This is a genomic window from Arthrobacter sp. 05T410 (assembly GCF_056396505.1).
In genome coordinates this window covers 1-21,933 of the sequence record NZ_JBFTLP010000030.1, presented here as the reverse complement: position 1 = coordinate 21,933, position 21,933 = coordinate 1, and the positions used below count along the sequence as shown (strand labels likewise).

Annotated in this window: 20 protein-coding genes; 19 read left to right on the top strand and 1 reads right to left on the bottom strand. The window is 67.6% G+C overall.

The features are described from left to right. Window positions 1-3 precede the first annotated feature (3 nt). Window positions 4-924, bottom strand: coding sequence for a 2-hydroxyacid dehydrogenase (locus AC1DFR_RS20955; RefSeq protein WP_476872339.1), 921 nt, complete (start codon window positions 922-924; stop codon window positions 4-6). A gap of 136 nt (window positions 925-1,060) precedes the next feature. Here AC1DFR_RS20955 and AC1DFR_RS20950 point away from each other — a divergent pair, with 136 nt between their 5' ends. From AC1DFR_RS20950 to AC1DFR_RS20860, 19 genes are all read left to right on the top strand, one after another. Next, window positions 1,061-1,990 (top strand): serine hydrolase, encoded by a 930-nt coding sequence (locus tag AC1DFR_RS20950; protein ID WP_476874388.1) that lies wholly within the window; start codon window positions 1,061-1,063, stop codon window positions 1,988-1,990. Between the two features lie 483 nt (window positions 1,991-2,473). After that, a complete protein-coding gene (locus AC1DFR_RS20945) occupies window positions 2,474-3,139 on the top strand; it encodes a response regulator transcription factor (protein WP_223913445.1) in 666 nt (221 codons plus the stop codon). 44 nt (window positions 3,140-3,183) lie between these two features. Beyond that, window positions 3,184-4,716, top strand: a complete 1,533-nt coding sequence (locus AC1DFR_RS20940) for a sensor histidine kinase (RefSeq protein WP_476874387.1) — start codon at window positions 3,184-3,186, stop codon at window positions 4,714-4,716. A 299-nt stretch (window positions 4,717-5,015) separates the two neighbouring features. Continuing rightward, entirely contained in the window at window positions 5,016-6,248 is a 1,233-nt protein-coding gene (locus AC1DFR_RS20935) for a glycosyltransferase family protein (RefSeq protein ID WP_476874386.1), read from the top strand. Beyond that, window positions 6,235-7,455: a glycosyltransferase gene (locus AC1DFR_RS20930; RefSeq protein ID WP_476874385.1), complete on the top strand. Its 1,221-nt coding sequence runs from the start codon at window positions 6,235-6,237 to the stop codon at window positions 7,453-7,455. Before AC1DFR_RS20935 ends, AC1DFR_RS20930 begins: the two co-directional genes overlap by 14 nt. After that, window positions 7,452-8,627: a glycosyltransferase gene (locus tag AC1DFR_RS20925; RefSeq protein ID WP_476849753.1), complete on the top strand. Its 1,176-nt coding sequence runs from the start codon at window positions 7,452-7,454 to the stop codon at window positions 8,625-8,627. The genes AC1DFR_RS20930 and AC1DFR_RS20925 overlap by 4 nt, the downstream gene beginning before the upstream one ends. Then, the gene (locus tag AC1DFR_RS20920; RefSeq protein WP_476874384.1) at window positions 8,624-10,510 is read left to right on the top strand and encodes an ABC transporter ATP-binding protein; all 1,887 of its coding nucleotides are present in this window, start codon (window positions 8,624-8,626) and stop codon (window positions 10,508-10,510) included. The genes AC1DFR_RS20925 and AC1DFR_RS20920 overlap by 4 nt, the downstream gene beginning before the upstream one ends. Next, window positions 10,507-11,811 (top strand): phosphotransferase family protein, encoded by a 1,305-nt coding sequence (locus AC1DFR_RS20915; RefSeq protein ID WP_476874383.1) that lies wholly within the window; start codon window positions 10,507-10,509, stop codon window positions 11,809-11,811. Before AC1DFR_RS20920 ends, AC1DFR_RS20915 begins: the two co-directional genes overlap by 4 nt. Further along, window positions 11,808-12,938, top strand: coding sequence for a phosphotransferase (locus tag AC1DFR_RS20910; protein ID WP_476874382.1), 1,131 nt, complete (start codon window positions 11,808-11,810; stop codon window positions 12,936-12,938). Before AC1DFR_RS20915 ends, AC1DFR_RS20910 begins: the two co-directional genes overlap by 4 nt. Window positions 12,939-12,943: 5 nt before the next feature. Further along, entirely contained in the window at window positions 12,944-14,071 is a 1,128-nt protein-coding gene (locus tag AC1DFR_RS20905; protein WP_476874381.1) for a phosphotransferase, read from the top strand. A 93-nt stretch (window positions 14,072-14,164) separates the two neighbouring features. After that, a complete protein-coding gene (locus AC1DFR_RS20900; protein WP_476849758.1) occupies window positions 14,165-15,001 on the top strand; it encodes an alpha/beta fold hydrolase in 837 nt (278 codons plus the stop codon). 154 nt (window positions 15,002-15,155) lie between these two features. Continuing rightward, a complete protein-coding gene (gene uraD, locus AC1DFR_RS20895; RefSeq protein WP_476874380.1) occupies window positions 15,156-15,653 on the top strand; it encodes a 2-oxo-4-hydroxy-4-carboxy-5-ureidoimidazoline decarboxylase in 498 nt (165 codons plus the stop codon). Beyond that, window positions 15,650-15,991 carry a hydroxyisourate hydrolase gene (gene uraH / locus AC1DFR_RS20890; RefSeq protein ID WP_476874379.1) on the top strand — a complete coding sequence of 114 codons (342 nt, stop codon included), beginning with the start codon at window positions 15,650-15,652 and terminating at the stop codon, window positions 15,989-15,991. The genes uraD and uraH overlap by 4 nt, the downstream gene beginning before the upstream one ends. A 458-nt stretch (window positions 15,992-16,449) precedes the next feature. Next, window positions 16,450-17,790 (top strand): MFS transporter, encoded by a 1,341-nt coding sequence (locus AC1DFR_RS20885; RefSeq protein WP_476858189.1) that lies wholly within the window; start codon window positions 16,450-16,452, stop codon window positions 17,788-17,790. 69 nt (window positions 17,791-17,859) lie between these two features. Next, window positions 17,860-18,540: a GntR family transcriptional regulator gene (locus AC1DFR_RS20880; protein WP_476858188.1), complete on the top strand. Its 681-nt coding sequence runs from the start codon at window positions 17,860-17,862 to the stop codon at window positions 18,538-18,540. Beyond that, on the top strand, window positions 18,540-19,325 hold the full coding sequence (locus AC1DFR_RS20875; protein WP_476874378.1) for an aspartate/glutamate racemase family protein: 786 nt from the start codon (window positions 18,540-18,542) through the stop codon (window positions 19,323-19,325). The genes AC1DFR_RS20880 and AC1DFR_RS20875 overlap by 1 nt, the downstream gene beginning before the upstream one ends. A gap of 25 nt (window positions 19,326-19,350) precedes the next feature. Continuing rightward, complete coding sequence (locus AC1DFR_RS20870; RefSeq protein ID WP_476874377.1) at window positions 19,351-20,814, top strand: amidohydrolase family protein; 1,464 nt, start codon at window positions 19,351-19,353, stop codon at window positions 20,812-20,814. 8 nt (window positions 20,815-20,822) lie between these two features. Next, on the top strand, window positions 20,823-21,548 hold the full coding sequence (locus AC1DFR_RS20865; protein WP_476874376.1) for a maleate cis-trans isomerase family protein: 726 nt from the start codon (window positions 20,823-20,825) through the stop codon (window positions 21,546-21,548). A gap of 196 nt (window positions 21,549-21,744) precedes the next feature. After that, window positions 21,745-21,933, top strand: a 189-nt coding sequence (locus AC1DFR_RS20860; RefSeq protein ID WP_476874375.1) for a hypothetical protein, incomplete at its 3' end; no start/stop codon positions are given.

Below are 21,933 nucleotides of genomic sequence, written 5' to 3'. Positions count from 1 at the left end.
CGATTAGCCGTTCAGCACCACGTTCACCGGCGGCTCGCCCGCCAGCATGATCTCGATCTGCCGCTGCAGCAGCCGGCCCATCCGCGGGCGCATCGCCGAGCTCGCGCCGCCCACGTGCGGGCTGATGATGACGCCCGGGGTCCGCCAGAGCGGGTGGTCCTGCGGCAAGGGTTCGGGATCGGTGACGTCCAGCGCGGCGCGGATCCGGCCGGAGGCGGTGTGGCGGACCAGGGCCTCCGTGTCCGCCACCGGGCCGCGGGCCACGTTCACCACCAGGGCGCCGTCCGGCATGGCCGCGAGGAAGGCGTCATCAATCAGGTGCCGGGTGGAGTCGCTGAGCGGAACCGCCACCACCACGATGTCGTGCTCCGGCAGGAGCGTGTGCAGCTCGGCGATGCCGTGGATCCGGCCTCGGCCATCGGTCCGTTCGGTGCTGGCCACCCGGGTCACGGTGGTCTCGAACGGCAGCAGCCGGTCTTCGATCGCCTTGCCCACCCCGCCGTAGCCAACGATCAGGACGCGGCGGTCGGCCAGGCTGGCCGTGGGCCGGGCGTCCCACCGTCCGTCCTGCTGGTTCTGGATCAGGCGGGGCAGTTCGCGCTGGCTGGCGAGGATCAGGGCGAGGGCCAGCTCCGCGGTGGAGGTCTCGTGCACGCCGGACGCGTTGGCGAAGACCCGCCCGGCCGGCAGGAACTCCGCCACGCCGTCGTACCCGATCGACTGGCTCTGCACCAGGGCCGTGTCCACCGCTGCCAGGCTCCGCAGGACCTCCGGGCCGCCCATGTACGGCGGGACCACGATGTCGATCCGCGGCAGGGGCGGCTCACCGGCGAGGTCCCACTCCAGGACGGTGACGTCCGGGTGCGGCTGAAGATACTCACGCAGCGCGGCGTCCGGCAGGCTGACAGTAATTTTCCGGGTCATGAATGCCAGCGTAGTGGACCCGCATCCGGGATTTTTGTACCACTTGGGCCGCGCGCCGCGCGCTCCGTGGACTTCGCCCCTGGCCCGGCCTAACGTCGGAGGCACCACCCAGTCGAGTCCGGAAAGGCCCACGTACATGACGAATCCGGGCCCCCGGCCGGCCGCTCCCAACCACCGCAGGAACGTGGTGCTCGTCTGGGCCGCCGCCGTGCTGGTGCTGGTCGCCGTCGTGGTCCTCGGCGCGATCCGCACCGCACCCGGCAGCGATTCCCACACCCGTGACTTCCTGACCCGCGACTTCCTGACCGGTGACGTCCTGACCGTCGCCCGGCAGCAGGAGCCGGCGGAGACCGCACCGGCAGCCCCGGCGGCCGCCGCCGTCGACCTTCCCGCCGAGATGCAGCGGATCATCGGCGCGCACCCCGACCACCGGATCGGCGTCGCCGTGCTGGACACCCGCGACGGCCAGCTGCAGAGCTACGGCGACGTGGCACCCTACACGGCGGCGAGCACCGCGAAGGTCCTGACGGCCGCCGCCTACTACCACCTCGTGGAAACCGGCGATAAGTCACTCGATGCTCCCCTGGGCGCGTTCAATGCCGCGTTCCAGCTCAAAGCCATGATCAACACCAGCAGCGACGACTCATGGCTCCTGCTGATGCGGGACATCGGCTACCCCAACCTCACCGCCTACGCCGCCACCCTCGGCATCACCTACGATCCCGAACAAAACCTGCTGGCCCCGACGGACATGGCGCGGCTCCTGGCGCAGCTCACCACGGGCAAGCTGCTCAACGCCGATCACACCGCGGAGCTGCTCGGCTACATGCAGCACACCAATGACGAGGACCTCATCCCGGCCGCCGTCGCGCCCGGCATCACGGTCCACCACAAGTACGGCGTGGTGCAGGGCTACGTCCACGACGCCGCCCTGCTCAGCGCCGGGGACCGCTCCTACGCGGTGGTCATCTACACGTGGGGCCTGGACGACGCCGACAGTGCGGACCGCCTGGACCTCATCCACGACCTGACTCACCAGCTCACCGGCGCGCTTTTTGGGCAATAACGGGCCGGCAGGGGCCCGCTCCTGCGAGTGAGCTGTTAACAGGCTGAAAATCAACCGATCAGAGGTGGCGCAGGCTCCATTACGGGGGCAGGATGAAAGAAGCGGGAATAGTCTCAGCCGCAGCTGCCCGATGGAACCCCACGCCGTGGGGCCGTCCTCTGGAGGAGCACCAGATGTCCATTCCTTCTGAATCAAGAACGTTCAGTCGCCCCGACGCAGGGGCCTCTTGTCCAGCGCGCGGTCCCGCACGGGCCGCGGCGCCGCCCTGACGGGTCCGCGCCAGCTCAACCGCCGGCCCCACACAACGGGGCACGGGTGCGGCCCGCACTCCGGGCTGATCGAGGCTGCTGGGGCCCCGGAATTCCTCCCAGTCACATGTAGGAGACGCCGCAGTATTGGAGCAGGCCCAGGATCCCGCGAAGAGGACCGTGCAGATGCGCGGCTAGGGGAGCCTTCCGGAGCCGGGCTGTCCAGGGAGTCACCTTGACCCGCATCCTCATTGCAGAAGACGAAGAACGCATCTCCCGCTTCATCGAAAAGGGCCTGCGCGCGGCCGGCTACGTGCCCACGGTGGTCGCCGACGGCGTCACGGCCGTGGACTACGCCTCCAGCGGCGAATTCGATCTCCTGCTCCTGGACATCGGACTCCCCCGCCTGGACGGGTACGCCGTCCTCGCGGCGCTGCGCCGCGGCCAGGTGGGCATCCCGGTCATCTTCCTCACGGCCCGCGGATCATCCAGCGACACCGTCGCAGCGCTGGAGGGCGGCGCCGACGACTACATCGTCAAGCCTTTCCACTTCGAGGAACTCGTTGCCCGCATCAAGGCCCGGATCCGCAAGTCGGACACCGGCGATGTGCTGGCGGGAAGCGTCATGCGCTACGGGCACTTGGAGCTGAACCTGCTCACCCACTCGGTCAGCGTCGACGGCAGGATGGTGGAACTCTCTGCCCGCGAATTCGCGTTGGTGGAAATGTTCCTGCTCCACCCCGGGCAGGTCCTGAGCCGGCAGCAACTGCTCAGCCATGTCTGGGGCTACGACTTCGACGGCACGTCCAACGTGGTGGATGTGTACGTGCGCCAGTTGCGGATGAAACTCGGCGCGGACCGGATCCTCACCACCCGCGGCGCCGGGTACCGCCTCAGCTAGGCATAGCAAGCTGATCCGCGCAGAAAGGGAACAGAGTGGCCACCTTGGATGAACATCCCAGTGAAGACGGCCAGGCCGCGCCGGCGGTTGCCTTCCCTGAGGCGGAAACCCAGGACCCGTCCGGCTGGGGCGCAAAGATCCACTCGGTGCGTTTCCGGGTGGTGGCCGCCATGCTGGGCATGATGCTCGCCGGGGTGGTCACAGCCGGGATGGTCACGTTCGTGGTCCAGTTCCAGGACTCTGATGCCAGGACCGACCAGGCGGTTCTCGACAAGGCGAATGCCGTGGTCAAGGTCGTCCAGACAAAGAAGAAAACGTCCGGTGACTACGCCAACAGGACGTACGTCAGCGCCCTTCACGAGGCCGCGGAGGATATCGAGCCGCGCAGCAACGAGGTCATGGCAGGGATAGTGGATGGGCATGTGGCATGGACCGTTGAAGGCAACGGGGACAGCAACCTCCTGAACAACAGCATGTTGGCCGATGCTGCCCAGCTCAGCAACCCGGCCGGCGCGTCCTTCGGCGAGCTGAACTCGGACGGCCGTCCACTCAGGACAGTGGTGGTGCCCATGAAGGGCGCCCCCGGGACATTCTTCCTGGTCGGCCGGGACGCCGGCGACCAGCGCGAGCACAACGCCAGCTCGGTCCGGACGTATTCGCTGGTGGCCCTCGGCATGCTCCTGGCCGCCGCGGTGATCGGCAGCGTGGTTGCCGGCCGGCTGCTCGATCCGCTCCGCCGTATGCGCGAGACGTCCCGGGCGGTGGGCCCGGAGGACCTCACGCAAAGGGTGACGGTGCGCAAGGGCGAGGACGACGTCACCCTGCTTGCCAAGACCTTCAACACCATGCTGGAAAGACTCGATGAGGGCGCCCAGCAACAGCAGCAGTTCCTGGACGACGCCGGCCATGAACTGCGGACCCCGCTGACCATTCTCCGCGGGCACCTCGAGCTCGTGACGGTCGATGATCCGGACGATGTCATTGCCACCAGGGACGTGCTGCTGGACGAGGTGGACCGGATGCAGCGCCTGGTGGACGACCTCCTGCTGCTCGCCAACTCCGGCGAGATCGGCTTCATCCAGCGTGAACCCGTCCGGGTCCCGGAGCTCCTGGATCAGGTCATGGAGAAGGTGCACGTCCTGGCCGACCGGCACTGGCAGATCGATGAAAGAGCTGACTACGTGGTGGAGGCGGATCCGCAGCGCCTCACCCAGGCACTGGTCCAGCTCGCCGCGAACGCCGTCAAGTACACCGGGCCGTCCTCCACCATCGCGCTCGGCTCCCGGATTGAGCGCCCGACGGCGAACGACGGCACCTCGCTGCCCCCGCAGGACACCCTCGTGCTGTGGGTGCGCGATGACGGGATCGGCATCGCCGCCGAGGACCAGCAACGGATCTTCGAGCGGTTCGGCCGGGCGCACACGGGCCGCGGCGTGGAGGGCTCGGGACTGGGCCTTGCCATTGTCGCGGCCATCGCCCAGGCACACGGGGGCGTGGCCACGGTGGAATCCGAATACGGCCACGGGGCCACGTTCCTGATCCGGATCCCCCTGCAGTCCTCCGGGGTCCGAGTCTGACCTGCCCCGCCGTCTGACCTGCCCCAGCCCTCTGGCCCCACCTCGCCTCTGGCCCGCACCCGCTGGTGCCCGTGCCTAAGCGCGGCGCCGCAAAAGCGGGCCCTTGGATGAGGAATCCTTAATCTTCCCCTCATCCCACCCTCACTCTCGGGGCGCACGCTGATGCTTAACATCAGACAGCACCTGCCCGGACACAGTCGCGATCGCGGCCTTGTCCGGGGCACCGGGGGCGGGGGAGGATTGTTGTGGAGCCACTGCGGATAGTGCTGTACTCACATGATTCAGTGGGCCTGGGACATGTGCGTCGGAATCTGGCACTGGCCCACGCGCTGAACAATCAGCTTCCCGGGCTGATCGGCCGCCCCGTCACCGGAATCCTCATCACCGGCACAGCCCTCGCACCGGCGTTCCGGTTGCCCGAGGGGTGGGACTGGGTGCTCCTTCCCGGTGTGGCGAAGGGTTCCGCGGGCTACCTGCCGCGGAACCTGACCTTGCCCATGGGGGAGCTCGTGCCGTTGCGGGCCAGGCTGCTGCAGGCAACGCTGGCCGGCTTCTCCCCCCACCTCGTGGTGGTGGACCGGCACGCCACGGGCGTTCATGGCGAACTCGAAACAGCCTTGCGCCACGCCCGCACCGCCGGGCCCGTGCGCGTGGTGCTGGGCCTCCGCGAGGTCCTCGACTCGCCCGCCGCGGCCCTCGCCGAATGGGCCAGGGTGGGCGGTCCCCGCGTGGTGAAGGACCTGTTCGATGCCATCTGGGTCTACGGCGATCCCGCCGTCCACGATCCCGTAGCCGCCGGCGAAATACCGTTCGCCCTCCGAAAGCTCATCCGGTACACGGGCTACCTGGCCGTGGGGCGCCCTCCGGCCTCCGGCACCAGCTGCATGCCCGGGCGGTACTGCATGACGACGGTCGGCGGCGGCTCGGACGGCTATGCCCTGGCCCGCGTCGCCGTCGCCACCCCGGTCCCGGACGGGCTGGGACACCTCGTGGTCGCCGGGCCGCAGATGCCCGCCGAGCAGCTCGATGACCTCCGGCAGCGGGCCCGCCCCGGCGTCAAAGTGGTCGCTACAGTCGATGACATCGTGTTCCACATCCGGCACGCCGGCGCCGTCGTGGCCATGGGCGGCTACAACACGGTGTGCGAAATCATGAGCACCCCTGTCCCGGCCCTGATCGTGCCCCGCACGCAGTCGCGCGCCGAGCAGCGGATCCGGGCCGAGTCCCTCGCCGCGGCCGGGTACCTGGAGCAACACGAGATTGGCACGCTGACGCCGGAGATCCTGGCAGCCTGGCTGGCCGCCCGGTTCGGCACCACCGTGGACCGCCGTCGTGCGGTGCTGGACGGCCTGATCCGGGTTCCGCAGCTGGCCGCCGAGCTGCTGCGGCCGCTGGCCACTACCGAGCTGGCCCAAGCGGATCGGGACGGCGCCGATCAGGTCACCGCCGAACGGGCCAGTGCCGAACAATTCAGCGCGGACGAAAGCGAGGCCGCAGCGAGCGTGAAAGGTGCCAGCCGTGTCGCCGTTTGAACCCGGGACGGCGTACGTCCTGAAGATGTACCCGCGGTTCTCCGAAACGTTCATCGTTTCGGAGATCCTGGCCCGCGAGGCCGCCGGGGACCGGATCGAAATCTTCTCGCTCCGTCCCACCGACGACCCCCGGTTCCACCCCGAGCTCGCCCGGGTCCAGGCACCGGTGACGTACATTGACCGCCCCATCAAGACCGTGGCCCTGTGGGAGAGCCTCCGGATGGCCGACGCGGCCGGGCTCACAGCCGCCGTCGGCCGGAATTTGGGCGAACTCGCCGCCGCCTCGGCAGACGACGCCGTACAGGCCATCAACCTGGCCACCGCGCTGCAGAACCGCAACATCCGGCACATGCACGTCCACTTCGCCTCGGGATCAACCACCGTGGCCCGGCTGACGTCCCTCATCACCGGCATCCCGTTCTCGTTCACCGCGCACGCGGTGGATATCTTCCATGAATCGGTCCAGGACGAGGACCTGCGGCTCAAGCTCGAGCAGGCCCACCACGCCGTGACCATCAGCCAATACAACATGCGCTACCTGCGCCGCCGCTTCCCGTCCTCGACCGCCCGGCTCCATCTGGTGCGCAACGGCCTGGAGCTGGAGCGCTTCCCGTACCGGGAGCCCCGGCCGCTCGAAGCCACCCTCCGCATCGCCGCCGTCGGGCGCCTGGTGGAGAAAAAAGGCTTCCAGTATCTGTTGCCCGCGGCCGCCGAACTGCTGGACCAAGGGGTCAAACTGGACCTCCGGATCGCCGGGACCGGGCTCATGGCCGAAGAACTGGAGGCAGGCATCGGCCAGCTCCGACTCGGCGCCCATGTCCGCCTCCTCGGCCCGCAGACCCAGGACCAGGTCCACGAGCTGCTCCACTCCTCCGATGTCTTCGTGGCGCCCTGCGTCGTCGGCGCCGACGGCAACGCGGACGGCATGCCCACGGTCCTGCTCGAGGCCATGGCCACGGGCGTCCCCTGCGTCAGCACGTCCGTCACCGGGATCCCCGAAGTAGTCCGGAACGGCTCCACCGGGGTCCTGGTCCGGCCGGGCAACCCGCACGCCCTGGCCCGCGGCATCTGCCAGCTCGGCTCCCCGGCCACGGACAGGCTCGCCATGTCCCGCAACGCCCGCGCCCTGATCGAGGAGGACTACGACGTCCAGCGCCAGGCCGAGCTCCTGAGGTCCCTCTCCCGTTCTGAAAGGAGAGTCGCATGACCCGCGTGGCCTATCTCTGCGCCGACCCCGGCGTTCCTGTCTTCGGCACCAAGGGCTCCTCCGTCCATGTCCAGGAAATCGTCCGGGCGTGGCGCGGCACCGGCGCCGCCGTCACCGTCTACTGCACCCTGCTCGGCACCGAGCGGCCCAGCGATCTTGCCGATCTCGACGTCGTCGAAGTCAAACCGGAATCGGTCCCCGCCTCCGCGCGGGAACGGGCGGTCCAGGACGCCGCGCTGGGCCTGGCGGACGAGGTCCTGCGCAACGGCTGCGGGCTGTTCTACGAGCGCTATTCGCTGTTCAGCCCGGCGCTGTCCGTGGTGGCCCGCATCCTGGACGTGCCGTCCGTGCTGGAGGTCAATGCTCCGCTGATCGAGGAGCAGCAGCGGTACCGCCAGCTGCTCGACGTGAAGAAGGCTGAGACGGTGTTCCGCCGCAACGCCGCGACGGCCGACGTCGTGGCCTGCGTCTCGGATCCCGTGGTCCGCTGGGTGCGGGCGCGGGTGCCGACCGCCAGGACCGTGCTGGCGCCGAACGGAGTGAACGTCGAACGGATCACGGCCCGCCGCCCCGGCCGCCGGAATCCGGACCACCTCACCGTCGGGTTCGTCGGAACCTTGAAGCCCTGGCACGGTGTCCCCGGCCTGCTGCACGGTGTCGCCCTGGCCAACCAGCAGACCGCCGACCCGGGCCTGCGCTGGCAGCTCCATGTGGTGGGTGACGGCCCCGGCCGGCAGGACCTCGAACGCCTCGCCGAATCCCTCGGCGTGCCGACGGTTTTCTCGGGCCCCGTCGCGCCGGCTGCGGTGCCCGGCCTCCTGGCAGAATTCGACGCCGCCGCCGCACCCTATCCCCCGGACGGACCTGGCCAGGACGATTACTTCTCGCCGCTGAAGGTTTTTGAGTACATGGCGGCCGGGTTGCCTGTGATCGCGAGCGCCGTGGGCCAGATCCCGTCCATCATCCAGGACGGCCGCACCGGGATCCTCGTCCCGCCCGGGGACCCCGCCGCGCTCGCGGACGCCCTCCTCCGGCTCGGCCAAGACCCGAATTTGCGGGAAAGGCTGGGGCTCGAGGCCCGCAACGACGCCGTGCAGCGGTTCAGCTGGAGCGGGGTGCTGTCCCGGATCACCGAGGCGCTGCCGCCTGCACGCAGACTGGCCAGGCAATGACCACCACTGCCAGGCATTCGCACCCCCGCAGCTGGCGGACCTTGTGGCGACGGACCCGCACCAGCCCACCGGCTGAACTCTCACCGCTGCGGCGGACCTTGCGGTGCGTCCGCCCGCATTTGCGCGGGCACAGGCTGCTCATCACTTGGGGATTCATTGCCATGGCCGTGGAAATCCTCTTCCGGCTTCTTGAGCCGTGGCCGGTGAAAATCGTCCTGGACTCCGTCTCACACTCACTCGGCGCCAATCTCCGCAGGTCCCCGCTCAGCGTGGAGGCGAGTGCGGAGGTGCTGCTCCTCTGCGCCGGTGCGGTGGTTGTCATCTGCCTGATCCGGGCCGTGGCCGGCTACGTGTCCGCGATTTCGTTTGCCCTGGTGGGTACCCGGATTTCCTCCGAATTGCGCGCCCGAACCTTCCGCCACCTCCAGGGCCTGTCGATGCGCCACCACAGCCGCGCCTCCACCGGCGACACTGTCCAGCGGCTCGTCGGAGACGTGTCCCGGCTGCAGGATGTGGCCGTCACGGCGGGGCTCCCCCTCATCGGCAATTTCGTGTCGCTGATAGCAATGATGTTCATCATGCTCTGGCTCGATCCTTTGATCGCACTGGTGACGTTCGTGTCCATCGGGATATTCGTGTTGGTGTCCCGCAAGAACTCGGGATCGATTACTACCGCGGCCCGCAAGTCACGCAAGGGTGAAAGCGCCCTGGCCACCACCGCCGCCCAGACGTTGGGCGCAATGCGCGAAGTCCAGGCGTATGGACTCGAAGACACCCTCAGCTCGGGCTTCAGCAAGAGCAACCAGTCGGCCCTTGGCTCCGGCGTGGTCACGCTGCGGCTGGCCGCCAGCCTGCAGCGGAAGACCGACGTCCTGACGGGAATCGCGACGGCGGTGGTCCTGGCCGCCGGCGGATGGAGGGTGATGCAGCACGTGATGACCCCGGGTGATCTGGTCGTCTTCCTGACCTACCTGAAAACCGGGCTGAGGCCACTCAAGGATGTGGCCAGGTACACGAGCCGCATCGCCCGCGCGACGGCGTCCGGGGAACGGGTTGCGGACCTGCTTGAGGCCCAGAGTGACGTGCCCGAGTCACCGCACGCCGTCGCCCTCAGGAACCCGCACCCGGACATTGTGTTCGATGACGTCTGGGCCGGCCACTTCGAGGAAACCGCGGTGCTCAGGGGAATCACCCTGACCATACCGGCAGGTCAGCACTGCGCCGTGCTGGGGCCCTCCGGGGCCGGAAAGTCCACACTGGCAAGCATGATCCTTCGGATGGTGGACCCGTGGAAGGGGAATGTCAGCCTCGGCGGCGAGGACCTGCGGGACCTCAAGATCGCTTCCGTCCGCGCCCACGTCTCCATCCTGCTCCAGGACTCCGTGCTGTTCGGAACCTCCGTCCGGGAGAACATCAGGTTCGGCCGCCTCGATGCCACCGATGAGGAGATCGAAGCCGTGGCGGCCCTCGCACAGGCCGACGGTTTCATCCGCGCGCTGCCCCAGGGCTACGAAACCGTCCTTGGCGAGGCGGCCAACAATCTTTCCGGGGGCCAGCGTCAACGGCTGGCCGTCGCCCGTGCCATGCTCCGCAAGGCCCCGATCGTGATCCTGGACGAGGCGACCGCCGGGCTCGATCCGGCATCCCGGGATTCGGTCCTCAGCGCCCTGGACACACTCACCGAGGGCCGGACCTCCATCACGATCACCCACGACGTCAACTCGGCCCAATCGTGCGACCGGGTGATCTGGCTCGAAGACGGCCAAATCCTGGAAGACGGGCCGCCGCAGTCATTGCTGGCCGATCCGGATTCCCGCTTTGCCGGCTGGGTCCACCGGCAGCAGACCCCCGAGCCGGGTGAACTGTTCAAGGTGCCGACATGAGCACCCCGCAGGGACAAAGGCTGCAGGAAGAGTGGCTGCAGGCGCAGCGGCGCGACGCTGACCGTGCCTTGGCGGCCCGGGACCCCCGGATCCCGGCCCTGAACTGGGTGCTCGACGACGAGCTGCTCTCCGGGCTCCTGGGCGAAAGTGTCCAGATCATCAGGACCCGCTACAAACCGCACACCTCCGCCCTCGTCGCCTTCCGCCGGGCCGGCTATGGGGCCGGCAGCTACGGCTGGGCATTGACCACAACACCGGAGCACGTCGGGAAACTGCAGCAGCGGGCAGACAGCTCGCAAAAGCGCGACGGCGGCATCCGGGTTGTCCAGCCCGACCGTCCGCACGGTGACGTCGTCGTGGCTGTCGGCCCCATCGAAGAGGACTGGCCGCTGCGCCCCAACCTGCGGTGGCTCCGGGACCACGGACTCGGACGGCTCGGAGCGCTCCCCGCGGCAGGGCGCTTCCTGGACCCCCCGGTCAGCGTGCTGAGATACAACCCGGAGCGCAGGCTCGTTGTCAGGATCCCATCGGCGACACTGCCCGTCGTCGTCAAGACCGCCGTCCAAGCTGACGAAGCTGCCGAAGGTCTCCGCCTGCGGCAGCGGCTTCAGAGCCACGGCATCCCGGTCCTGCCCGAACTCGCCGACCCGGAATGCGCCGCGCACGGCATCAGCGCCTCCCCGGACTGGGGCCACGGAGACCTGGGCGGCGTCGACAACGATCCGGCCGCCTACCGGGCCGGCCAAGCCCTGGCGGCGATCCATGGAATGGACGCGGGAACCGGAGCGGACCCGATGGCGGACATGGAGGACCTTGTACGCCAGCTCATGGCCACGCGGTCCATGATCACTTGCCTGCTCCCCGGGCTCGAGGCTCCGGTGGACGCGCTCTCCGGCCGGCTCCTGGCAGCTGTCGGCGCCGCCGGCCCCCGAAGGCAACAGCCGGTGATGGTCCATGGTGACTTTTCGGCGGACCAGGTACTGGTGGACGGCCCGGCCGTCCGCATCATCGATTTCGACCGAGTCAGGACCTCCGACCCGGGCAGAGACCTTGGGTCCTTTGCCGCGGTGGAGGACATCGCAGACCCCGCCGGCGTCGGGCCCGTCGCCGGCGGCCGCAAGACGGCCCAGCTGATCGACGGTTACCGCGAGGCCGGCGGGCACGTATCGCAGGCCAGGGTGGAGACCTGGGCGGCCTTCCGGTTGTTCCTGAACAGCGTCGACCCGTTCAGGAACCGGGCCAGCGACTGGCCGGCCGACACGAGCTGGCATATCCGCCGGGCCCTGGAGTTGATCGCATGAGCTGGCACCCGCCGCTTTGGAAATACACCGACGACGCCGGCACGGCGTGGCGCGTCCACAACGCGTGGCCCGACAAAGAACCCGGAGAATACCTGCTTGAGGTCCGGACTGCAGAACGGCCCGGCGTTCGGGGAGCACATCTGAGCCATGGCCACTTTGAGATCCTGCCGGAGGACGATCCCGAACTGCCGGCCCTTCGGACCGAAAGACAGCGCGGGGAAATCATTTCCCACTGGCCCTACACGCGGGCGATCATCCGGGCGGAGGGCTGCTACATCAAGGTCTTCCGGCCCGGCAGGGCCGCGGTCCCGGCCGAACGGTACGCCCAGATGGACCTCCTGCTGGACGCCGGCGCCTTTACGGCGCCCGAGGTGCTTCAGAGCTCCCCGGACACCCTCGTTTTGAGCGCCCTCTCCGGACCGACGCTCGGCGAAATCGGCGAGGACTACGTCACGATCGGCGACAAGGAGTTTGCCGGCGCATGGGAAGAATGGTCCAGCGCCTGGCTCGCCCAGCTGAGCGCGGCGTCTGACGTCAGCAGACAAACCGTTCTGGGCGCCCTGCCGGTCCATTCACCGGAGGTGGAAGCGAGGGGCGTGGCCCGTTGGTTGAAACTATGGCTGCGCCACACAGAGAATGTTCCGGAATTGTCCACCCAACGCGGCACCTTGACCGCCATGGCAGATTACGTCACGGCGAACCTGCTCGGCTCGGTACCCGACGCGCTGGTATGGGCCCACGGAGACCTGCATGACCGGCAGATCATCGCTGGCGACGGCCGGTCCCCGTTCGGGCTGCTGGACTTCGACGATACTGCCCGGGCCGAGGCCGCCCGCGACCTCGCCTACCTGGATTTCCATCTGGAGCGGCGCATGTGGCGGTGTAACCTGACGCCGGCGCGATACCTTAAGGCCCACACAAAGGTGCTGGCCGTGGCCGAGCAATTGCAGGTCAACCCGGATCGGTTCGATGCCTACTCGGACGCACGCTGGCTGCGACTGGCCTGTTCTTCGCTCCCTTCGGGCTCATCGCTGGCGACCCGCGTTCTCGAGGACCGGGTAAGGCATCGTCAGTCCTTCGGATCCACCGTCCTGGCCAGCAGCCGGCCCCTCGGATCCCGGAGCTGATCCCCATGGGCTGGCACCCGCCCGTCCCGGCCGCCATCCTGGATGCTGACAACACCGAATGGCAGGTCATCCGCTCCTGGCCCGACGACTCCGCGGAGGACTACGTCCTGGAGTTGGGGGTTCCCGGCCGGGCAGGGGTCCGGGCAGCCCACCTCCGGGCGGGCCAGCTGGAGCTCCTGCGGGACGGCCGCGACCGGCGTCTCCCCGCCCTGAAGCGCGCGTCGCCGCTGGGGGTGGTGGTGGTGCACCGGGCCCACAAGCGTGCCGTGGTCAGAGCCGGGGAGCACCACCTCAAGCTCTTCCGGGCCCGCCAGTCCGACGAAGCGGTGGGCAGGCACGAACGGATGAACGAGCTCCTCGGCGCAGGGGACTTCCTCACCCCGGAAATTGTTTCCTCCACCCCTGGCTGCCTCACCCTCATGACGCTGCCCGGCCGTTCCCTGTTCGAGCTGGGAATCGACCCCGCGGTCAGCGATGTGGTCTTTGAAAATGCCTGGCAAAAATGGTCCCGGGCCTGGGTCCGGCAGCATTCCCTGGCCTTGGCGCCCGCGCACCGCCCCACTCTCCATGCGCTCCCTGTCCGGACGGCCGCCGTCGAACTGGCGAGACTGCAACACACGGTGCACCTGTGGCTGGTGCACGCCGGGGACATTCCGGCGGCGCAAGCCGAGCGCGCGGCCGTCCGCGGGGCCGCGGGGCAGGCCGCCCAAAAGCTGCTCCGGACCGATCCGGATCCGCTGGTGTGGTCGCACGGGGACCTTCACGACAAGCAGATCTTCACCCTGGATCCCGGCGCTCCCCTGGGTCTGCTGGACTTCGATGAAGCCTGCCGCGCCGAGGCCGCCGCCGACCTCGGCAACATCGCCGTGCACCTTCAGCTGCGCCTGCACCAACACCGCCTGACCGCCGAAAGGTACCAAACCGCCCGCCGCCACGTCATCGCCACGGCCGAGGAACTGCATGTCACCCCGGCACGCTTCGACGCTTACGCCGCCGCGACCCGCCTGCGGCTCGGCTGCCTGTATTCCTTCCGGCCGCAGTGGGCCGACCTGGCGGAGGACTTCCTCATTCCGGATGGTGAACAGGCCCTGGCGGCGGGAGTTCCGGCCGCTAAAGTGGAGCCCACGTACTGACTGCACACCAGATCGAAACCGCCCCACATCGAACCGCCCCACACCGAACCACCGAACCACCGCGCATTGCGCCGAACCGGGAGGACCGCTGGCATGGCTTACATCAAGGTTGGAACCGAAAACAGCACAGACGTTGAGCTCTACTACGAGGACCACGGATCCGGCCAGGCCGTGGTCCTTATCCATGGCTACCCGCTGGACGGCTCGTCGTGGGAAAAGCAGACCGCGGCGCTTCTCGGCGCGGGCTACCGTGTGATCACCTACGACCGGCGCGGCTTCGGACAGTCCAGCAAACCCACCGAGGGCTACGACTACGACACGTTCGCGGCGGACCTCAACACCCTCCTGACCACGCTGGACCTGAACGACGCCGTGCTGGTGGGCTTCTCCATGGGCACCGGCGAAGTGGGCCGCTACCTCGGAACCTACGGGTCCGCCCGGGTCTCGAAAGCGGTGTTCCTGGCCTCGCTGGAGCCGTACGTGCTGCAGGCCGAGGACAACCCCGACGGTGTCCCGCAGTCGGTGTTCGACGGGCTGATGGAGGCCGTGACGGCGGACCGGTACGCCTTCTTCACGGAATTCTTCAAGAACTTCTACAACAGCGACACTTTCCTGGGCACTCCCCGGCTCAGCCAGGAGGTCCTGAACGCGGGCTGGAACCTCGCCACCGGGGGTGGGCCCACGGCGTCGTCGGCGGCGCAGCCAACCTGGCTCACGGACTTCCGAGCCGACATCCCCAAGATCGATGTCCCGGCCCTCATTGTGCACGGCACGGCGGACAACATCCTGCCGATCGACGTCGCCGGCCGCCAATTCGCCAAGGCGCTGCCGAGTGCCGAGTACGTGGAGATCGACGGCGCCCCGCACGGCATGCTGTGGACCCACGCCGCGGAGATCAACGAGGTTCTGCTGCGGTTCCTGGCGAGCTGACCGGGGCTGTCGCGGAACCGCCCCTGGTTGACACAGCTCAGACGGGTACGGTTCAATCTTTTGCATATGCTGAAATAACAGTTCCACGATACGAATATTATGTCCGTATAGCCCTACACCGTGGATGCCAGCATTGACACTAAGGATCTGGCACATGCTGTTGGACGACTTTAATGCCGCCGGACGCGCGGAGGCCGCCGCCGCCCTGCGCCCCTGTCTGGACATCGAGCGATGGATTGAGGAGATCGTCGGCTCGAGGCCCTTCGACAGTACGGAAATCCTCCTCCAAACCGCCGGCCGCGCGGCGGAACCGTTCACCGAGGCGGAGGTGGAAGCCGCGCTGGCCCACCATCCCCGCATCGGCGAACGGGCCGCAGGAAACGGCGCGGAGGCCCGGCTCTCCCAATCGGAGCAGGCGAGCCTGGGCGCTCCGGATCCGGCCGTCGCCGCAGCCATCGCCGCAGGGAACCGGAGCTATGAAGAGAAATTCGGCCAGGTCTTCCTGATCCGCGCGGCCGGCCGGAGCCGCGAGGAGATCCTGGCGGCCCTCAACGCCCGGCTCGCCCACACTCCCGAAGAAGAACAAGTGGTCATCGGCCAGCAGCTGCGCGAAATCGCGTTACTCCGACTCGAAGGACTGATAGGCGCATGAGCACTTCCCACGTCACTACCCACGTTCTGGACACGGGTTCCGGCAAGCCCGCCGCAGGCGTCGCAGTCACCTTGGACATGCTCGACGGCGAACGCTGGGTCAGGATCGCGGCCGGCGCCACGGACGATGACGGCCGAGTCAAGTCACTCGGCCCCGACAGCCTGGGCTCCGGCACCTACCGCCTGGGCTTCGACACCGGAGCCTATTACGAGGCCGCCGGGACCGAGACCTTCTTCCCCGAAGTCACACTGACCTTTGCGGTGTCCGAAGCGCAGGCCCACTACCACGTCCCGCTTCTGCTGAGCCCCTTCGCCTACTCCACCTACCGGGGCAGCTAAGCCCGGAGCAGCCAAGACCGGCTGCCAGCACCACGTCACACCCCTACCGGCCCCGGCACCGCTCCGGGAACAGGCCTCCCTGCCTGGTGGCCGGCGCAGCCATGTTCCCGCGCAGCCATGTTCCGGCGCAGCCCGCCCGGCCCCCAGGACCAGTCACAAACGACATTTTCGCGGCGAACCGGCCCAGCCGGCCCATGACCCTTGACAGTGGCCCACGTCACTCCTAATCTGAATTTTGGGATCCCAAATCGGGATCCCAAAATAAGAAAGCTTGCCGGGCCCCGCCCTCCCAGATTCTGCACCTGATCCGAACCTGATGTCAGCGCTGACATCAGCCCTATCAACCGCTGCGATCGACACAGGGCCCGCGCACAGGACGCCCCACGCTCCGGCATCCTGACCCTCAAACAAATCCCCCATCACCTGCCGGCATGTTTACTCTCTATCAAGGAGAAGTTGTGTCTCTTCCAAATACCGAAACAGCAGTACAGCCCGATGACCTCACAAGCTCCAAGGACGGCGTGCAACGGCGCACGAATGTCCGATGGAAAATGTTCCTCCTCCTGCTGGTCCTCGTCTCCGTAAACTACATCGACCGGGGATCCATCTCTGTTGCCCTGCCCATCATCCAGAAGGAATTTAACATGGCCCCGGAGCTCGTGGGCCTCCTGCTCTCGGCCTTCTTCTGGACCTACGCCCTCATGCAGATCCCGGTCGGCTGGCTGATCGACAAGTTCGGCCCCCGCAAGGTGATGACCGCGTCCTGCGTCGGCTGGGGCGCCGCAACGGCGGCCTCCGGCCTGGCCGGAGGCTTTGTCAGCATGTTCATCGCCCGCCTGGGCATCGGCGTCACCGAGGCCGGGGTCATGCCGGCCGGCGGAAAACTGAATGCCATCTGGATGCACAAATCGGAACGCGGCCGCGGCGCCACCATCCTTGACGCCGGAGCCCCTTTGGGCGCCGGGCTCGGCGGCATCCTCATCGCAGGCCTGATCGCCTCGACGGGCAGCTGGCGGAGCTCCTTCATCATCGCCGGCGCCGCCACCGTCCTCATGGGCCTCGCCGTCTGGTGGTACGTCCGGGACAACCCCCGCCAGCACCGCGGAGTCAACGATGCCGAGGCCGAGTACATCGAGGCCTCCCACGCCGCCGAGGACGCCGAAGCCGAGCTCGACGGCAGCAAGGGCAAGCGCGCCCTGCTCCCCTACCTGAAGTTCCGTTCCTTCTGGGCCATGTGCTTCGGCTGGCTGGGCTTCAACGGCGTCTTCTACGGCCTGCTCACCTGGGGCCCGCTCTACCTGGCCCAGGCCAAGGGCTTTGACCTGAAGACCATCGGCTGGTCCACGTTCGTGATCTTCGGCGCCGGTTTCGTCGGCGAAATCCTCGGCGGCACCATCGCCGACAAATGGCGGGCATCTGGCGCCTCGGCCAACCGCGTCATGCGCACCCTCCTGGGCACCTCCAGCGTCGTAGTGATCGGCGGCCTTGTCGGTGTCACCGTCGTTGCCGACCCGACGACGGCGGTAGTCCTGCTCTCCGTCGTCATGTTCTTCCTTCGCTGGGTGGGCCTCTTCTGGAGCATCCCCTCGATCCTTGGGGGCCGGACCAACGCCGGCGTCCTGGGCGGCGCGATGAACTTCAGCGGCAACATCTCCGGCTTCGTCACCCCGATCGCGGTCGGCCTGATCGTCGGTGCCACCGGCTCATACACCTGGGCGCTGCTGTACTTCGTGGGATCCGCGATCATCATGGGCGCATCCGTGCTGACCCTGAACTACAACAAGCGGCTCCCTGTCTAAGCTAGGCCACGAAACACCAGTTCCCGAAGCCGGGAACGCAGTGCCATAAAGAACCCGAAATGGAGCACCATGCTTACCGCAGAAGAAACCCAGGACAAGGAACGCCCCCTCCGGGAGGCTGTCCGGGACACCCTCCGCAACAGGATCTTTGAAGGGCACTACGTTCCCGGCACCAGGCTGGTGGAGCGCGACCTCGCCGCCGAATTCAACGTCTCCCGCCTCCCGGTCCGCGAGGCGCTGCGAATGCTGCGCCAGGAAGGCCTGGTCAGCGACCGCGGCGCTCGCGGGGCCGAAGTCAGCTCGCTCAGCCCCAAAGACGTGGAGGATCTCTTCGACGTCCGCCAGTCGCTCGAAGTGCTGGCCTGCAGGCTGGCCGCGGCCCGCGCCACACCGGAGGACCTCAGTGCGCTGGAAGCCTTGTTGGACGTGGCCGAGCTCTCTCTAGCCAAGGGCGCCATTATGGACGCCCACCGGGCCAACAGCGAATTCCACGATGCCATCACCCGGATCGCCAACAACGGCTTCCTCAAATCGGCGCTCGAACCCCTCCAGGGCCGGATGCACTGGCTGTTCCGGCATGTGAGCGACCTCCCCGAACTCATCGAAGAACATCGGGCGCTCTACACCGCGATCGCCAGCGGTGACCCTGACCGGGCGGCTGCCCAGTCGGCGTCGCACATCGACAAATACCGGGAACAGTTTCCGGAGAATTTCCGCCGGACGGAACCCGACCTTCATCGGAAGAAGTAATGAAACTCCTTGTCATCAACCCCAACATCAGCAACGATGTCACTTCGCTGATCGAATCCGAAGCCCGGCGTTCAGCCTCGCCCGGAACCGAACTGGCAGTCCGGACCGCCGGCCACGGCGTCGAATATATCGAAACCCGCTTTGAATCGCTGATCGCCGCCGGTGCCGTCGCCGAAATCATCGCAGAGTACACTCGCGACGGCGCCAGCGTCGACGGCGTGGTGGTCGCCGCATTCGGCGACCCAGGGATGCCGGCGCTGAAGGAACTCGCCGACGTCCCCGTCATCGGAATTACCGAGGCGGCACTTTGCGCCGCCGCCCTGCAGGGGCACCGGTTCTCGATCATCGCCATCTCGGACCGCATCCGGCCCTGGTATCTGGACTGCGTTGAACGGTTCGGGCTCGCCGGCCGGCTGGCCTCGATCCGCTCCATCAACGAGAGCCTCAACGGCATCGGTTCCGTGCAGCAGGACTTCAAGGAGACCCTGCTGGCGCTCAGCCGCCAGGCCGTCGCCGAGGACGGGGCCGACGTCGTGATCCTCGCCGGCGCGCCGCTCGCCGGACTTGCCCGCGAGCTTGCAGGCCAGATCCCCGTCCCCGTGGTGGACGGCATTTCCGCTGGCATCCAGATGGCCCAGTCCGTAGTCAACCTCCAGTCCGGTCCGCACCGGGCCGGCGCCTTCGCGCCGCCACCGGTCAAGGCCCGCAAGGGGCTTTCGAAAAACCTCGATGCCGCCCTCACGACGGCGCAGCACGCCACCCGGCTGCCCGCACCGTCCCACTAATTTTCTTTCTCGAAGGAGGACAACGATGTCCCACACCCCAGACCTTGTCATTGCCAACGGCACCGTGGTCAACAGTTTCGGCCGCCAGAATGTGCACGTCGTGGTGCACGGCAGGACGATCGTCCAGCTCGTGGACGCTTCTGAGCCGGTCCCCGCTGCCGCCAGGAGCATCGACGCCGCTGGCCAGCTGGTGATTCCGGGTGGCGTGGACGGCCACTGCCATGTCGCCCAGGTAACCGGACGGTTCCGTACCCTGGACGACTACCGGACAACATCCACCGCTGCCCTCTGGGGCGGCACCACCACCATTATCGACTTCGGCATCCCCCGCGACGCCCGCGAGACCCCGCTGGCCGCGGTGTTGCACAAGAAGGAACTGGCACGCGAGTCCCGCTGCGACGTCGCCCTGCACGGCTCGGTGGTCCAGTGGGACGAGACTGTGCCGTGGCAGCTCGAACAGCTCGCCGCCGAAGGTGTCCGTTCGGTCAAGATGTACACCACGAACCGGGGCACCACCATGGCCGACGGGGACACCATCCTGAAGGTCATGCGCGAGATGGTCCGGCTCGACGGCCTTACCTACATCCACGCCGAACACGATCCCATCATTGCCGACTGCACCCAGCAGCATGCGGACGACGGCCGCATCGGCATCGAACACCTGCACCGGACCCGGCCCGAACTCGCGGAGGAGATCTCGGTCAAGGAGACCCTGGCGATGGCCGAGTACACCAACGCTCCCGTCTACTTTGTGCACCAGTCCACGCCGGGGGCCGTAGACCTCGTCGCCGGGGCCCGCAGCCACGGAATGGACGCCTTCTCGGAAACGTGCCCGCACTACCTCACCCTGGACGACACCGTCTACGGCACGTCCTTCCCCGAGTGGTACGCCTGCTGCCCGCCGATGCGCAGCCCCGAGACCGTCGCCGCGCTGCGGGACCGGCTTGCCGCCGGAGCCATCCACACGGTGGCCTCGGACCACTCCTGCTACGACCTCACGCAAAAACGCGAGCGATCCGATGACATCCGCGCCATGCCGCACGGCCTGCCGGGAGTGGAAACCCGCATGCCTGTCACCTTTACCGCCATGATGGACGCCACCGGCGGGGCAGCCCGGGTGGAGGATTTCGTGGAAGTGTTCGCCGCCGGTCCGGCCCGGATCAACGCCCTGCCGGGCAAGGGAACGATCGCAGCAGGGTACGACGCCGACCTCGTCGTCTTCGATCCCGCACAGGAACGCACCGTTGACGGCGCTGCCCTGCACATGGGAACGGATTTCTCGCCGTTCGACGGCAGGACGCTCACCGGCTGGCCCGCCGTCGTGGTGTCCGCCGGACGCGTCGTGCTGGACGCCGGCGGCTTCCATGACCCCGGCCCCGTGGGCCAGTTTGTGGCCCGAAACGGTTTCCGCGAGCACCAGGCGGCCGCGGCCACCGCCCCCGTCAGCGCCACCCCCGCCCCCGCCGCTGTCTACCCCGCTGCCCGCTAGGAGCACCCATGCCTTCCGCAACCCGCCCCACCCGTATCGGCATGATCGTGCCGTCCTCCAACACCTGCCTCGAGCCGCAAAGCTACCGGATCCTCGGCGACCGCGACGACGTGACAATCCACTTCGCCAGGATCCAGGTCACGCGGATCGCCCTCGACGATTCCTCCGACCGGCAATTTGATGCCCCGGCAATGCGGGCTGCCGCCGAGATCCTGGCGACCGCCGACGTCGACGTCATCGCGTGGAACGGCACTTCAGGATCGTGGCTCGGCGCCGATCACGACCGCGAACTCGTCAAGGGAATACAGGACGCCACCGGCATTCCCGCCACCACCTCCACACTGGCCTACATGGAGGCCTTCCGGTCCTTCGGCACCGAGCGGATCGGGCTGTTCACCCCGTACACGGAGGACGTCAACGAACGGATCGTGGCGTCCTACGAACGGGACGGGATCAAAACACTTGACCACCGTTTCCTCGGCCTGAGCGACAACGAATCATTCGCCCGGGTCTCCGACGCCGAGATGCGGCCCGGATCCCTGGAACTCGCGGCACAGAACCCGGACGCGCTCGTGTACCTCTGCACCAATCTCTACGGTGCCAACATCGCGGAGGAAATCGAGGCGGCCATGGGCGTTCCCGTGCTCGATTCGGTGGCCGTGACCCTGTGGCACTGCCTCAAAATGGCCGGCGCCCCGCTGCTCTCCCCGCGGTGGGGCAGGCTGCTCACCTAAGCCTGACCGCCAAGGCAACGCGGGGTCAGATACGGCCGATGCCGGGCGGCTTTATGGGCCGCATCTGACCCCGCGTTGCCTTGTGTACCGACCTTCCAACCGATTATGACTGCCGGGCCGCGTTGATGCGCCGCTGATGTTGACGCGTCCCAGCCTCTCTCGATAATCTCGAAATGCAAGAAAGTTTTTTCACATAATGAAAAATATTGATCACCATTCAACGATGAAGAGTGAGGTGGACGTGGCTGCAGGAGAAGATACCTCCCATATCCTCAGCGGGTTGACAAACCAGCTGCCTGATCGTKATCCGGAAGAGACCGCCGAATGGCTGGAGTCCCTGGATACCCTGATTCAGGAACAAGGCACCGAACGTGCCCAGTACATT

Coding starts and splice junctions, on each gene's coding strand:
- AC1DFR_RS20955 (WP_476872339.1), bottom strand. CDS start 924: ATGACCCGGAAAATTACTGTCAGCCTGCCGGACGCCGCGCTGCGTGAG.
- AC1DFR_RS20950 (WP_476874388.1), top strand. CDS start 1,061: ATGACGAATCCGGGCCCCCGGCCGGCCGCTCCCAACCACCGCAGGAAC.
- AC1DFR_RS20925 (WP_476849753.1), top strand. CDS start 7,452: ATGACCCGCGTGGCCTATCTCTGCGCCGACCCCGGCGTTCCTGTCTTC.
- AC1DFR_RS20920 (WP_476874384.1), top strand. CDS start 8,624: ATGACCACCACTGCCAGGCATTCGCACCCCCGCAGCTGGCGGACCTTG.
- AC1DFR_RS20915 (WP_476874383.1), top strand. CDS start 10,507: ATGAGCACCCCGCAGGGACAAAGGCTGCAGGAAGAGTGGCTGCAGGCG.
- AC1DFR_RS20910 (WP_476874382.1), top strand. CDS start 11,808: ATGAGCTGGCACCCGCCGCTTTGGAAATACACCGACGACGCCGGCACG.
- AC1DFR_RS20905 (WP_476874381.1), top strand. CDS start 12,944: ATGGGCTGGCACCCGCCCGTCCCGGCCGCCATCCTGGATGCTGACAAC.
- AC1DFR_RS20900 (WP_476849758.1), top strand. CDS start 14,165: ATGGCTTACATCAAGGTTGGAACCGAAAACAGCACAGACGTTGAGCTC.
- uraD (WP_476874380.1), top strand. CDS start 15,156: ATGCTGTTGGACGACTTTAATGCCGCCGGACGCGCGGAGGCCGCCGCC.
- uraH (WP_476874379.1), top strand. CDS start 15,650: ATGAGCACTTCCCACGTCACTACCCACGTTCTGGACACGGGTTCCGGC.
- AC1DFR_RS20880 (WP_476858188.1), top strand. CDS start 17,860: ATGCTTACCGCAGAAGAAACCCAGGACAAGGAACGCCCCCTCCGGGAG.
- AC1DFR_RS20875 (WP_476874378.1), top strand. CDS start 18,540: ATGAAACTCCTTGTCATCAACCCCAACATCAGCAACGATGTCACTTCG.
- AC1DFR_RS20870 (WP_476874377.1), top strand. CDS start 19,351: ATGTCCCACACCCCAGACCTTGTCATTGCCAACGGCACCGTGGTCAAC.
- AC1DFR_RS20865 (WP_476874376.1), top strand. CDS start 20,823: ATGCCTTCCGCAACCCGCCCCACCCGTATCGGCATGATCGTGCCGTCC.